This window comes from Burkholderia sp. YIM B11467 (assembly GCF_052952715.1).
Genome location: NZ_JBQVSQ010000007.1, coordinates 164,902 through 177,838, shown reverse-complemented (window position 1 = coordinate 177,838; position 12,937 = coordinate 164,902). Strand labels below are relative to the sequence as shown.

Genomic DNA, 12,937 nt, shown 5'->3' with positions numbered 1-12,937 from the left:
ACAGCAGCGAAACAGGCGCGGCCTACTACCCGCCGCGCGTCAGTGTCAGCGCGAAGCCAGCGCGGGCGTAGCGGTGTCGCGCGTATTGTCGTCGCCGTTGTCGGCCGTCTGCGTCGTGTTCCACACGACGCGGTCGTTGACCGCATACAGCCGGCACGCGCCCGCGCCTTGCTTCGCGCAGTTGTCGAGCGCGAGCGCCATCGGGTCGTCGCCGCCTTCGGCCCACGACCACGCACCTTCCGACGACACCGCGAACGCGCGGCTCGGATGCTGGTTCAGGAAGCGGCGATAGCCGTCACGGCCGGCTTCGTCGACATACGGCACCGCGTTGACCGCATCGATGGCCGCATAGCCGGTGGCTTTCGGTTCGTGCGGGTTCGCGACCGCATAGTGCACCGTGGTCGGCAGGTTCAGTTTCGCGAGGAACGCGTTGACGGCCGGCCACCAGATCGGCACGCCGTCGCGATCGACGATCAGCCGGTGTGCGTCGTCCTTGTAGCGGCCGAAATCGATGAACTGGGCCTGCGTGCCGTGCGACACGTACGCGTCGTGCATTTGCGCGACGAGCCCGGGCGTCCACACCGAATCGTTGTCGCCGTACAGCCACAGCGACTGCACGGCCGTGTGCGCGCCGTACTGGTCGAACGCGTCGACGAGGTTGCGTTGCCAGCCGTCGCACAGGTCCTGGCGCAGCCCGCCGGAGAAGTTGATGATGCCGCGCACGCCCGGTGCGGCTTCGGTGCCGTACGCGACCGATACGAGGCCGCCGTGCGACGTGCCGGCGACGACGATGCGCGACGCATTGACGTAAGACTGGCGCGACATGTAGCGCACCGTCGCGTCGACGTCGGCGGCCTGCGCGAGGCCGTTCTTCCCGACGTTGCAGCCTTCCTGCTGGTAGGTGCCGTCCGAGCCGGCGAAGCCCTGGCGGTTCGGCGCGATCACCGCATAACCGCGGCGCACGAATTCGCGCGCGAACGCGAGCGGCCGGCTGCGCGGCTGCAGATGGAGATCGCCGGTGTTCTTGCCGTGATTGAAGACGACGAGCGGGAACGGGCCGGGGCCGTCCGGCTTGAAGAGCGTCGCTTCGAGCGTGACGGAGCCCGAAGCATCGGCCGGAATGCGGAGGATCTGTTCGTTGAGGTCGGCCGCGACCTGCGGCAGGTTCGCGTCGCTGTAATCGAAGCGCTCGGCGTGGGCGAGCGATCCGGTTGCCGTGCCGGCACCCGTATTCGCGTTCGGCAGCGTACCGGCCTGAGCGGCCGACAGCGCACAGGCCGCCATCCATCCCACCAATACCTTGCTGAACGCCATTCGTAAGCCCTGCCATGCAACATGACCAATTCGAGGTCATCGTAGCCCGACAAATTCGGGTTGTGCAATGCGGGAATTACCCGGCGTCTGACACAGCAACTATTTGTCAGCGTTCACTTACTTCGCCGTCGACATAGCGCCAGAAACCCTGCTCATCGCGCTCGAAACGGCTCGTCTCGTGGAGCCGGTAAGCGCGTCCGCCAACCTTGTAGCGGGCCACGAACTCAACCTCCGCGTGCCGTTCGTCGAGCGGCGCATGGCGTTTCACCGCGAGGCCGAGCCAGCGCGGCGCGTCGGGCGCTTCGGGGTCGGTGTCGAGATCGGGCGGGCAGGTGCGCGCCGCCCACGTCGCGCGCAGGTAGTCGGTCGCGCCGAGCACGTACGCGCTGTACCGTGAGCGCATCAACTCGAGCGCGGTCGGCGCGGCGGCGCCGCCGTCGATGAAGCGGCCGCAGCAGGCCGCATAGCGGGGCGCCGGGGCTTTGCCGGCGGGTGCGGGGGACGCGCCGCCGCACGGGCACGCGTCAGGTCGGGTCAAAATCATGCGAAACGGGAATTAACGACGCCGGGTTGTCGGCTCGGCTCACCAGCTCAGCTCGATGCCGTCGTACTGGAAGAAACGGCCGTTGGCCTGCGACACGTCCGCGTTGGCTTCGGCGATCACGCGGCGCATGCCGGTCACGCTGGTTTCCGGATCGATCGCGGCCTGCGCGCCGCCCATGTCGGTGCGCACCCAGCCGGGATGGAGCGAGATGCACGCGGCGTGACGCGTTTGCAGCGACGCGATGCGCAGCACGTCGTTCAGTGCGGCCTTGCTCGCGCGATACAGCCAGCCTGTGGTGCCGGTCGCCTCGGCGATGCTGCCCATCCGGCTCGACACGACGGCCAGCACGCCGCGCGCATCCTCGACGAGCGGCAGCAGGATCGGCAGCAACTGCATCGGTCCGCGCACGTTCGTGTGCATCACCGCGTCGAAATCCTCCGCGGTGATCGTCTCGACGCCCTCGGTGCGCGGCCCGTAGACGCCCGACACGAGCACGGCCGCATCGAGCCGCTCGCCGTCGAGCTTCCAGCCGAGCGCCGCGATCTGCTCCGGCTGCGCGATGTCGAGCGCATGCGCTTGCGCGCCGAGCGCGTGCAGTTCGGTGAGCGACGCTTCGTCGCGCGCGGTGGCGATCACGTTCCAGCCGTCGCGCCGGTATTGCCTGACGAATTCGCGGCCGAGGCCGCGCGATGCGCCGACGATCAGTACGGTTTTCATGCCCGTCGCTCCTTTCCTGGGCACCGCCGTGGCGGCGGTGCCGGTGTCAGATCCGTTCGATGCGTGTCGTGGCAGCCTCGCCGCGGCAGCGGGACGTTACTGCGCGTCCCCGCACGGCTTCAGCGTGTCGGCGACTGCTTGCGCGACGCCGTCGAGCCGCGCGGCGTCCGCCGCGACCATGTCGTTGTCGGGTGCATGCTCGCCGCGTGCGGTGAGCGCGGCAACGCAGCGCTTGTAGGTTTCGTCGAGCGCGTCGAAGCTCGACACGGCCATCCCGAGGTTGCGCATCCGGCCGTCGTGCACGCCGTACACGAGCCCGTGCACGGTGAGCGACTGGCCGCGCGCCCACGCGTCGTTGACGATCGTCGTGCGGCACACGTTGACGACCTGCTCGATCGAATTCAGTTCGATCAGGCGGCGATAACGCGCTTCGCCCACCGGCCATTCGTCGAGCAGCGCCGCGTGGCGCTCGCGTACGTCCTGCACGTGATGCAGCCAGTTGTCCGCGAGGCCGACGCGGCGGTTGTGCAGCGCCGCGTTCACGCCCGAGCAGCCGTAGTGGCCGACGACCATGATGTGCTTCACGCGCAGGATGTCGACCGCGAACTGGATCACCGACAGGCAGTTCAGGTCGCTGTGCACGACGACGTTCGCGATGTTACGGTGTACGAACACTTCGCCCGGCGGCAGGCCGATGATCTGGTTCGCGGGCACGCGCGAATCCGAGCAGCCGATCCACAGATATTCGGGCGCCTGCTGGTCGGCGAGGCGCGTGAAGAATTCGGGATCGTCGGCGAGCTTGCGTTTGACCCACGCGTCGTTGTTGTCGAACAGGTGTGAAAGCGGGTTGTCTTGGGTGTTCATCGGTGTGGATTCCGTGTGCGGAAATCAGGTCGATATCGGATTCGGTGTCACCGGCGTCAGGCGGCGCGCTGCGCGTCGCCTTCGCCGTCGTTCTGGTCCGTCGCGCCGAAGCGCGCCGGGTAGCGCGCGCTGAAGCGCAGCGCCGCGTCGTACGGATAAAAATCGGGCAATTCGCCCTGCAGCAGCTTGTCCTTGCTTGCCTGCCACAGCGCGGGATCGAAAAAGTCCGCGTGATGCTTCATGAAGACGCCCCGCACGCGCGGGTCGCCGAGCAGGAACGGCCCGTAGGTCTCCGGAAAGATGTCGTGCGGGCCGACGGTATACCACGGTTCGCCGGACAGCTCGTCTTCCTCGTTGCGTGGCGGCGGCACGCGGCGCACGTTGCAGTCGGTCAGGTACTCGATCTCGTCGTAGTCGTAGAACACGACGCGGCCGTGGCGCGTGACGCCGAAGTTCTTGTACAGCATGTCGCCGGGGAAGATGTTCGCCTTCATCAGCTCCTTCACCGCGTTGCCGTATTCCTTCACGCCGTGCTCGATGTCCGCGTCGGTGCCGTTCTGCAGGTACAGGTTGAGCGGCGTCATCCGGCGCTCGATATACAGGTGCTTGATCACGAGATTGTCGTCCTCGTATTCGAGCAGCGACGGCACTTCCTTCTCCAGCTCGCGCACCAGCGCGTGGTCGAGCCGCGCGAGCGGCAGCGCGACGCTCGAATACTCGAGCGTGTCGGCCATCCGCCCGAGGCGGTCGTGGCGCTTCACGAGCTGGTACTTCTCCATGATCTGCGCGCGCGTCGTTTCCTTCGGCGGCGGGAAGTGATCCTTGATGATCTTGAACACGTACGGGAACGACGGCAGCGTGAACACGAGCATCACGAGGCCCTTGATCCCGGGCGCGATGATGAAGCGGTCGCTCGAATGCGACAGGTGGTGCAGCAGGTCGCGGTAGAACAGGTTCTTGCCCTGCTTCTGCAGGCCGACCGACGTGTAGATTTCCGCCTTCGGCTTGCCGGGCATGATCGTGCACAGGAAGTCGACGTACGCGGACGGCACGCCCATGTCGACGAGGAAATACGAGTGCGAGAAGCTGAAGATGATCTGCAGCAGGTCGCGGCGCAGCAGCACGGTGTCGAGCGCGAGCAGGCCCGGGCGCACGTGGCGGATCGGTACCGCGAACGGCAGCACGCGGTCGGCGTTGATGATGCGCCCGACGATGTACGCGCTCTTGTTGCGGAAGAACAGCGACGACAGCACGTGGATCTGGAAATTCGGCGCTTCGTCGAAATGGCCGAATTCGTCGTCGATCGCCTGCATCACGCATGCGATGTCGCGCGTGAGATCCTCGAACGCCGGCTCGAGCTGGAAGTTCGTGACGATGCGTTCGAGCGTGACCGCGAGCCCGTCGGTGCCCGGATAGTACGCGCGATAGGTCGGTTTCGCGGCCGGCTCGTCGTTCTCGAGATATTCGGTCGAGATCGCCGGGCGCACGAAGATGAAATCGTTGCTGAAGTACGAGCGGTGCAGGATCTTGCAGCACACCGAATTGAAGAACGTTTCCGCGCACTCGGGCTGGCGGTGCGACGTCAGCAGGCCGATGTAGTGCAGTTTGATCTGCTGCCAGACCTCGTCGTCGATGTTCTCCGCGTCGTATTCGTCCTCCAGCCACTCGACGCATTCCTGCACGCGTTCGTCGTACGACGTGATCCGCTCGCGCGCGAGCCGCTGCAGCCCGTGCCAGTCGGCGCGCTCGTACAGCGTCTTCGCCTCGACGGCGGCTTCGCGGAAGATCCGGTAGTGGCGGTCGAAGTTTTCGAGCATCGTCTGCGCGACGTCGAAACCGATCTGCGAAGACAGCAGTTTGGGGAAGTGATTCATCGCGTGCAGGCTCGTTCGGGAGGGGCTGTAAGCACTCGCCATTTTAGCGCCCAAGTCGGCGTTTCAATGACTTTAGCGGGGACGCACCGGCGGTCGTCAATTGGCGCGTTATTCGCCGTTGGGGGCTGTTCGGTGCATCTTCGCGTAAAGATACGGGTACGGAACCGATTCTGACACGAACTTTTTTTGACGGGCCGGCTGCCGCCGGGCACGCGTTCCGTGCGACGGCGATAGAATCGACGGATCGCCCGCCGCGGCCTGCCGCCGGCGCGCATTCGCACCGATAACGACGAGACGCCCCACCGATGAACGCACTGGAACACCAACTCGACTATCCCTTCGCCGACACGCTGCCCGCCGCGGGCGACACGTTCGAGGTCGCGCCCGGCGTGCGCTGGCTGCGCATGCCGCTGCCGTTCTCGCTCGACCACATCAACCTGTGGCTGCTGCGCGACGAGATCGACGGGCAGGCCGGCTGGACGATCGTCGATTGCGGGATCTCGTCGGACGCGATCCGTACGCACTGGGAACAGATCTTCGACACGCATCTCGACGGCCTGCCGGTGCTGCGCGTGCTCGTCACGCACTGCCACCCCGATCACTTCGGCCTCGCGAACTGGCTGTGCGAAGGTGGCGACCGGGGCCGCTGGAACGTGCGGCTGTGGATGACGCTCGGCGAGTACATGTTCGGCTGCCTGATGGCGGCCGGCAACGGCTCGAACGCGGGCGGCGCGGCGGCCGCCGATCACTTCGCGCGCCACGGGCTGACCGATCCCGCCGCGCTCGACAAGCTGCGCAACCGCCGCAACTACTACTCGGATCTCGTGCCGGCCGTGCCGCCGCGCTACCGGCGCCTGCGCGAAGGCGACGCGGTGACGATCGGCACGCGCACATGGCGCGTCGTCACCGGCTTCGGCCATTCGCCTGAACATTGCGCGCTGCACAGCGACGCGGACGGCGTGCTGATCTCCGGCGACATGGTGCTGCCGCGCATCTCGACCAACGTGTCGGTGTTCGACCTCGAGCCGGAAGCGAACCCGCTCGCGCTGTATCTGCAGTCGCTCGGCCGCTACGAGACGATGGCGCCCGACACGCTCGTGCTGCCGTCGCACGGCAAGCCGTTCCGCGGCGTGCGCACGCGCATCGCGCAACTGCGTGCGCACCACGACGCGCGGCTCGACGAAGTACGCGTCGCGTGCGCGGAGCAGCCGACGAGCGCGGCCGATATCGTGCCGATCATGTTCCGCCGCCGCGAGCTCGATATCCACCAGATGACGTTCGCGCTCGGCGAGGCGCTCGCGCACCTGAACCTGCTGTGGCTCGCGGGCGAACTCGTGCGCGAGCAGGGCGACGACGGCGTGCTGCGATTCCTCACCGCCCGCTGATACCGCTTCGTTGTCCTCACACGACGGGTTCGTAACGCCACCCGTCGTGATGCCATTGCATCGTGTGCGTCGGTGCGAGCGCCGCGAGAAACGCGGTGTCGTGCGACGCGACCACGATCGCGCCCGGGAAGCCGGCCAGTGCGGCTTCGATCGCGCGCACCGATTCCAGATCGAGGTGATTGGTCGGCTCGTCGAGCAGCAGCAGTTGCGCAGGCGTGCCGCGCCACAACGCGCATGCGAGCGCGGCCTTCAGCCGTTCGCCGCCGCTCAGCTGCCGCGCCGGCTGCGTCGCGCGCGCCGCGTCGAGCTGCAACAGCGCGAGACGGCTGCGCAGATCGCCTTCGGCGAGCGGCGTATCGAGCAGCCCCAGTTGCTCGACGATCGAGCGCTCGGGATCGAGCAGCGCGAGCCGCTGGTCGAGATACGCGGCGCTCACGTGCGTCGCGCATGCGCCTGAACGCGGCGCGAGCTCGCCCGCGAGCATCCGCAGCAACGTCGATTTGCCGCATCCGTTCGGGCCCGTCAGCGCGATGCGCACGGCGCCGCTCGCCGACCACGTGATCGTTTCGGCGTCGCCCGCGACGCGCCACGGCAGTCGCGCGTGTTCGAGCGTGAACAGCTGGCGGCGTGCGCTGACCTCGGTGCCCGGCAGCGACACGAGCACGGGCGCATCGGCTTCGACGCGCGCGGCGGCCTGCTGTACGCGTTCGTCGAGCGTCGCCTTGAACGTGTCCTGACGACGCCGAACCTGCCCCATGATGTGGCGCGCCGCACCCTTGCGGCTCTGTTTCGCCATCGACGACAGGTTTGCCGTCTTTGCGTCGCGCAGCGAGCCGGCCGCGTGGCGCTGGATCGTGTCGTGTTCCTGTTCGAGCCTGCGCCTGACGCGCCCGCGCTCGCTGCGCGCATGATCGAGTGCCGCGTGCGCGGCATCCTGTTCCGCGTCGCGCTGCGCGCGGTAGAGCGCGTAGTTGCCGCCGTACGAGCGCGCGCCGTGCGGCGTCAGTTCGACGATGCGCTGCACGCCGGCGAGCAGCGCGCGGTCGTGGCTCACGATGACGAGGCCGCCGCGCCAGCCGTCGAGCGCCGCACGCAGCCACGCGCGGCCGGGCGCGTCGAGATGGTTGGTCGGTTCGTCGAGCACGAGCAGGCCGGCGCCGGACAGCAACGCGCCGATCAGCGCGACGCGCGCGAGCTGGCCGCCGCTCAGCGCCTGCGCGGGCGTGGCGGGCCGCACGTCGTGCAGGCCGGCCGCGTCGAGCGCCGCGCGCAGCTGCTCGGCGAGATTCCAGCGCTCGCCGATCAGGTCGAAGTCGTGCGGCTCCGCGCGACCGTGGGCGAGTCGCGCAAGCGCGCCGAGCGGCGCATCGAGCGCGGCGATTTGCGCGACGGTGCGCGGGCCGGCCGACGCATCGTCGTGCTGCTGCGCGATGTAGACGACCGGCGTGTGCCGGTCGATCGTGCCCGAGCTCGGCGCACGGCGGCCGGCGATCAGCTGCGCGAGCAGACTCTTGCCGATGCCGTTGCGCCCGACGATGCCGGTCGGCGTGCGGTCGATGGAAAGGTCGAGCGAATCGAACAGCGTGACGCCGTCGTCGAAGCGAAAGGAAACGTGATGAAGCGCGACGAGCGCGCCGGTCGGCGTGGCAGCAGCCATAAGCACCTCCGAAAATGCGTGAAGACCTTCGCGCGGCGTGCGTGGCACGGCGGCGAAAACATTTTGGGAAGGCTTAGTTGTTCACTTTGGCTGGCGTCCGGTATGAGGAATAGAAGCGGAGTGTAGCAAGCGCCGCACGCGGGCCGCAAGCGACGGGCGCGCACGCCGTCGCTTGCGCGCCACGCGCGATTACTGCACGGAGACCGTCGTGAAGTTCTGTCGTCCGAACGGGCTCACGTGATAACCGCTCACGTTCGTGCGCGTGAGCGCGGCCGCGGTCGGGTAGCCGAGCGGGATCCACAGCGCCTGGTCGTGGATGATCTTCTGCGCGGTTTCGTACAGCTTCGCGCGCTTGGCCTGGTCGGCGGTCGACTTGCCGTCGGCGATCAGCTTGTCGAGCTGCGCGTCGCAGAAGCGCGCGAAGTTGATGCCCGATTTCACCGCGTTGCAGCTGAACAGCGGCGACAGGTAGTTGTCCGGATCGCCGTTGTCGCCGGCCCAGCCCATGAACAGCATGTCATGCTGGCCGAGCTTCGCCTGCTTGATCAGCTCGCCCCATTCGATCACCTTCACGTCGGCCTTCACGCCGATCTTCGCGAGGTCGGCCTGCAGCAGCTCCGCGCCGACCTTCGGGTTCGGGTTCAGCACGCTGCCGGTCGGGCGCGTCCAGATCGTCGTCGAGAAGCCGTTCGGGAAGCCGGCCTGCGCGAGCAGCTGCTTTGCCTTCGCGGGATCGTACGCATACGGCGACACGTCCTTCGCGTAGCTCCACGTGTTCGGCGGATACGGGTTGTTGGCGGCTGTCGCGGTGTTGTCGAACACGACCTTCAGGTAGGTCGCACGGTCGAACGCGAGGTTCAGCGCCTCGCGCACCTTGTCGTTGTCGAGCGGCTTTTTCTGCGTGTTCAGCGCGACGAACGCGGTCATGAACGCGGGCGTCTGCACGACCTTCAGCGCGCTTTCGCCCTTCGCGGCGAGCACGTCCTGCGGCTTCGGCGACAGCGCGATCTGGCATTCGCCGGCCTTCACCTTCTGCAGGCGCACCGACGGGTCGGGCGTGATCGCATAGATCAGCCGGTCGACCTTCGGCTTCGTGCCCCAGTACGTCGGGTTCACGTCATAGCGGATCAGCGCGTCCTTCGTGTAGCTCTTCAGCACGAACGGGCCCGTGCCGACCGGCTTCGCGTTCAGGTCGGCCTGCTTGCCGGCCTTCAGCAACTGGTCCGCATATTCGGCCGAGTAGATCGACGCGAAGCCCATCGTCAGGATCGGCACGAACGTCGCGTTCGGCTCGTTCAGCACGAACTTCACGGTGCTGTCGTCGACCTTCGTGACCGACTTCACGAGCTTCACGAGGCCCATCGACTGCGCGTGCGGGAAGCCGCTCGCGCCGGCCACCTTGTGCCACGGGTTCGCATCGTCGAGCATCCGGCTGAACGTGAACACGACGTCGTCCGCATCGAGCGCGCGGCCCGGCTTGAAAGTGTCGGTGGTCTGGAACGCGACGTTCGGACGCAGGTGGAACGTGTAGGTGAGGCCGTCGGCGCTGGCGTCCCATTTGTCGGCGAGCGCGGGCACGACCTTCTTCGCGGCTTCGTCGTACGACACGAGCGTGTTGAAGATCACGTCGGCCGACGCGTTGGTCGTGACGAGCGAGTTGTACTGCACGACGTCGAAGCCGTCCGGGCTCGATTCCGTGCAGACGGTGAGCGGCTTGGCGGCGGCGAGGCCGGGGGCGGCGAGTGCGGCGGCGATCGCGGCCGCGGCGAACAGCTTGACGTGCATAGGATCTCCCACGTGGCTTGTGTTTTTTGCTGGGTAACGGGATGCGGGCGCGGCCCGGAAGCGGACAGGGCCGGCGCGGCTGACGAATAGCATACCGTCAAAGCATACGACGCGTGAAAAAAGGCGCCGGAACGCGGCGAATTGGCCGACAAACGGCTGCGTTGGCGACGGAACGGGTGTTGATGCGGCGGCGGGTGCCGCGGTGGCGGCGGGAGAGGCGGGCGGCGGGGACGGGGCACGGCGCCGTCAGGGATTGCGGCGGGAGCGGCGCTGACGCAGCGGGAGTTGCCGCGAAATCGAAGCTTCGAGGCGGCGATACGGCCCGGCGCGTGTCGCGCGGGCCGGGCCGCCGGTGTGTCAGTGCGCGCCGGCCTTCGGCTTGCGCGGCGCCTTCTCGAACAGGCGGTCGTAGAGCCAGCGCGGCAGCACGTGCAGCACCTTCGCGACGACGCCCATCTGCCACGGAATCACGCGGAACGCGTGCTGCCGCGCGATCGCACGCGCCGCGCGCGCGGCGAAGCGGTCGGCGTCCATCAGGAACGGCATCCGGTACGGGTTGTGCGCGGTCATCGGCGTGCGGATGTAGCCGGGCGCGATCGTCACGACGCCGACACCGGCGGCACGCAGCTCGACGCGCAGCGATTCGAGATACTTGATCGCGGCCGATTTCGACGCGCTGTACGCGCCGGAGCCGGGCAGGCCGCGCACGCCGGCGACGCTCGCGACGCCGACCAGCGTGCCGTGGCGTGAAGCCGTCATCGGGCCGACGAACGGCTCGAACGTCGCGACCATCCCGTAGTAGTTGATGTCCATCACGTCGCGGAACGTCGCGAGATCGCCCTGGCCGGTGACGGCGCCCTGGCTGATGCCCGCGTTCGCGATCACGACGTCGGGACAGCCGTGCGTCGCGATGAATGACGCGGCGGCCGTCGCGAGCGCGTCGGCATCGCGCACGTCGGCGGAATAGACGGAGATGGACAGCTTCGGGAACCGCCGCGCGAACGCATCGAGCGCATCGGTGCGGCGCGCGACGAGCGCGAGCGTGGCGCCCTGACGGGCGTATTCCTCGGCCATCGCGAGGCCGAGGCCGCTCGACGCGCCGGTGATGAAGACCTTCAGCGGAGTAGTCATGCCGGCGCGCGGGCGGGGATCAGAGCTTCTTGTCCTGAACCTGCTTCACGAGGAAGTCGAGCACCTGGGCCGTACCCGGGATGCTGTTCGTGTAAGCGGGGCCCGTCTTGTACTTGCCCTGGATGACGACCGTCGGCACGCCGTCGATCGCGTAGTCCTTCAGCAGCTTGGCCGACTGGTTCACCTCGCCCTGCACGCTGAACGAGTTGTACGCGTCCATGAACTGCTTCTTGTCGACACCCTGCGTGGCCAGGAAGTCGGCCTGCGCCTGCGGCGTCAGCAGGTAATTCTTCTGCTTGTGGATCGCGTTGAAGATCGCCGGCGTGACCTTCTCGGAGATGCCGAGCGCGGACACCGCGTAGTACAGCTTCGAGTGCGGGACGAAATCGTCACGGAAGGCGACCGGCACGCGCTTGAAGTCGATCTTGTCGCCTTGCTTCTTCACCCAGGCCTCGATCGTCGGCTCGAATTCGTAGCAGTGCGGGCAGCCGTACCAGAAGAACTCGATCACCTCGACCTTGCCGGCCGGTGCGGACACCGGCTGCGGCGACTTCATCACCTCGAAGTCCTTGCCGGCGACCGGCGCGGCGGGCGAAGCCTGGGCGAAGCCGGCCGCGAGGCCCAGGGACAGAAGGAGCGTGCTAAGCAGTTTTTTCATGTTGTGAACGTCGAATCAGTTGCTCGGGTTGCGAAACGTAGCGGGTTCTGCGTGGGCTCGGCCGGCGGCTCACTGCTTCGTGAAGCGGATCACTGCCGTGTCGACACCTGCATCGGACAGGCGCTGACGGGCCGAGTTCATATCCTCGAACTTCGAGAACGGGCCGACGCGCACGCGGAAATAGGTCACGCCGCTGACGTCGCGCTTCGACACCTTCGACTCGAAGCCCTGGAAGCCGAGGCGCGCGCGCTGCTGCTCGGCATCGCCTTCGGTCTTGTACGCGCCGACCTGCAGGAAGTAGCCGGTATTCGCGTCGCTCGCGGTCGGCGGCTTCGCTGCCGCGGCGGCCGTGGCCGACGACGTCGGTTTCGGCGTGTTGGCGGCCACCTGCTGTTGCTGCTTTTGCGCGGCGGCTTGCTGCGCCTGCTTCTGCGCGGCAAAGCGCGCGAGGTCGTCCTCGCCTGCCTGCTGCTGTTGCTGCTGCTGCGCCGGCGGCGTCTTCTTCGGCGGCGTGTTGTCGGCCGGCTTTGGCGCGACGGCGACGCCGTTGTTCGACGACGGATTGTTCGACGCGGTCGTGCTGTTCGAGCTGCCGGTGCTGTTCGAACCGTTCGAACCATTGGCCGACGGCGGCACTTCGACGATCTGCGGCTCGGGGAGCAGGCCGCCCTGGGTCTGGTTCGCGGCCTGGCCGGGCGCGGTGTTGGGCGGCGCGGGTTGCGCGGCCTGCGGCACCGGCTGGCCGGGCGTCTTGCCCTGCAGCGCGCGGTTCGGGTCGAACTGCTGCGGCTGGCTCGCGCCGGCGTCGGCCGGCGGCGGCGCGACCTTCGACACGAACGGAGACGGCGAACGCGTGATGTAGAGCGCCACCACCACGGCAATTGCGAGGCCGACGATCAGGCCCAGCACGATTCCAAGAAATGTTCCTCCGGCTTGTTTCGATTGCTTCGAAGTTCGGCGTGGTTGTGCCATTGCTTGAGTCACCTGCAAAAAGAATCGTGAAAAGGC

The 12,937-nt window shown here is 67.5% G+C and carries 11 protein-coding genes; 1 reads left to right on the top strand and 10 read right to left on the bottom strand.

Annotated elements, in window-relative coordinates:
• Nucleotides 1–45 precede the first annotated feature (45 nt).
• From ACTRWB_RS24075 to aceK, 5 genes are all read right to left on the bottom strand, one after another.
• Nucleotides 46–1,314, bottom strand: coding sequence for a dienelactone hydrolase family protein (locus ACTRWB_RS24075; RefSeq protein WP_446903377.1), 1,269 nt, complete (start codon nt 1,312–1,314; stop codon nt 46–48).
• Between the two features lie 106 nt (nt 1,315–1,420).
• Nucleotides 1,421–1,858, bottom strand: a complete 438-nt coding sequence (locus tag ACTRWB_RS24070; RefSeq protein WP_419685395.1) for a YchJ family protein — start codon at nt 1,856–1,858, stop codon at nt 1,421–1,423.
• A gap of 39 nt (nt 1,859–1,897) precedes the next feature.
• The gene (locus tag ACTRWB_RS24065; protein ID WP_129513088.1) at nt 1,898–2,575 is read right to left on the bottom strand and encodes an SDR family oxidoreductase; all 678 of its coding nucleotides are present in this window, start codon (nt 2,573–2,575) and stop codon (nt 1,898–1,900) included.
• 96 nt (nt 2,576–2,671) lie between these two features.
• Entirely contained in the window at nt 2,672–3,439 is a 768-nt protein-coding gene (gene can / locus ACTRWB_RS24060; protein WP_412022938.1) for a carbonate dehydratase, read from the bottom strand.
• A 56-nt stretch (nt 3,440–3,495) separates the two neighbouring features.
• Nucleotides 3,496–5,313, bottom strand: a complete 1,818-nt coding sequence (gene aceK / locus ACTRWB_RS24055; protein WP_129513086.1) for a bifunctional isocitrate dehydrogenase kinase/phosphatase — start codon at nt 5,311–5,313, stop codon at nt 3,496–3,498.
• Between the two features lie 305 nt (nt 5,314–5,618).
• On the opposite strand from aceK, the gene ACTRWB_RS24050 reads away from it, so the two are divergent.
• Entirely contained in the window at nt 5,619–6,698 is a 1,080-nt protein-coding gene (locus ACTRWB_RS24050) for an MBL fold metallo-hydrolase (RefSeq protein ID WP_446903376.1), read from the top strand.
• Between the two features lie 16 nt (nt 6,699–6,714).
• Here the strand turns inward: ACTRWB_RS24050 and ACTRWB_RS24045 are convergent, their stop codons facing one another.
• The 5 genes from ACTRWB_RS24045 to ACTRWB_RS24025 form a co-directional block, all read right to left on the bottom strand.
• Nucleotides 6,715–8,355: an ABC-F family ATP-binding cassette domain-containing protein gene (locus ACTRWB_RS24045; RefSeq protein WP_446903375.1), complete on the bottom strand. Its 1,641-nt coding sequence runs from the start codon at nt 8,353–8,355 to the stop codon at nt 6,715–6,717.
• A gap of 189 nt (nt 8,356–8,544) precedes the next feature.
• Nucleotides 8,545–10,140, bottom strand: coding sequence for an ABC transporter substrate-binding protein (locus ACTRWB_RS24040; protein WP_446903374.1), 1,596 nt, complete (start codon nt 10,138–10,140; stop codon nt 8,545–8,547).
• A gap of 357 nt (nt 10,141–10,497) precedes the next feature.
• Nucleotides 10,498–11,271: an SDR family oxidoreductase gene (locus ACTRWB_RS24035; protein WP_129513081.1), complete on the bottom strand. Its 774-nt coding sequence runs from the start codon at nt 11,269–11,271 to the stop codon at nt 10,498–10,500.
• Between the two features lie 19 nt (nt 11,272–11,290).
• Nucleotides 11,291–11,929: a thiol:disulfide interchange protein DsbA/DsbL gene (locus ACTRWB_RS24030; RefSeq protein WP_193099223.1), complete on the bottom strand. Its 639-nt coding sequence runs from the start codon at nt 11,927–11,929 to the stop codon at nt 11,291–11,293.
• Nucleotides 11,930–11,998: 69 nt separating this feature from the next.
• Nucleotides 11,999–12,901 (bottom strand): SPOR domain-containing protein, encoded by a 903-nt coding sequence (locus tag ACTRWB_RS24025; RefSeq protein WP_446903373.1) that lies wholly within the window; start codon nt 12,899–12,901, stop codon nt 11,999–12,001.
• Between the last annotated feature and the right edge of the window lie 36 nt (nt 12,902–12,937).

Bases quoted from the DNA above. Each gene is read 5' to 3' on its own strand.
- ACTRWB_RS24075 (WP_446903377.1), bottom strand. From the start codon at position 1,314: ATGGCGTTCAGCAAGGTATTGGTGGGATGGATGGCGGCCTGTGCGCTG.
- ACTRWB_RS24070 (WP_419685395.1), bottom strand. From the start codon at position 1,858: ATGATTTTGACCCGACCTGACGCGTGCCCGTGCGGCGGCGCGTCCCCC.
- ACTRWB_RS24065 (WP_129513088.1), bottom strand. From the start codon at position 2,575: ATGAAAACCGTACTGATCGTCGGCGCATCGCGCGGCCTCGGCCGCGAA.
- can (WP_412022938.1), bottom strand. From the start codon at position 3,439: ATGAACACCCAAGACAACCCGCTTTCACACCTGTTCGACAACAACGAC.
- aceK (WP_129513086.1), bottom strand. From the start codon at position 5,313: ATGAATCACTTCCCCAAACTGCTGTCTTCGCAGATCGGTTTCGACGTC.
- ACTRWB_RS24050 (WP_446903376.1), top strand. From the start codon at position 5,619: ATGAACGCACTGGAACACCAACTCGACTATCCCTTCGCCGACACGCTG.
- ACTRWB_RS24045 (WP_446903375.1), bottom strand. From the start codon at position 8,355: ATGGCTGCTGCCACGCCGACCGGCGCGCTCGTCGCGCTTCATCACGTT.
- ACTRWB_RS24040 (WP_446903374.1), bottom strand. From the start codon at position 10,140: ATGCACGTCAAGCTGTTCGCCGCGGCCGCGATCGCCGCCGCACTCGCC.
- ACTRWB_RS24035 (WP_129513081.1), bottom strand. From the start codon at position 11,271: ATGACTACTCCGCTGAAGGTCTTCATCACCGGCGCGTCGAGCGGCCTC.
- ACTRWB_RS24030 (WP_193099223.1), bottom strand. From the start codon at position 11,929: ATGAAAAAACTGCTTAGCACGCTCCTTCTGTCCCTGGGCCTCGCGGCC.
- ACTRWB_RS24025 (WP_446903373.1), bottom strand. From the start codon at position 12,901: ATGGCACAACCACGCCGAACTTCGAAGCAATCGAAACAAGCCGGAGGA.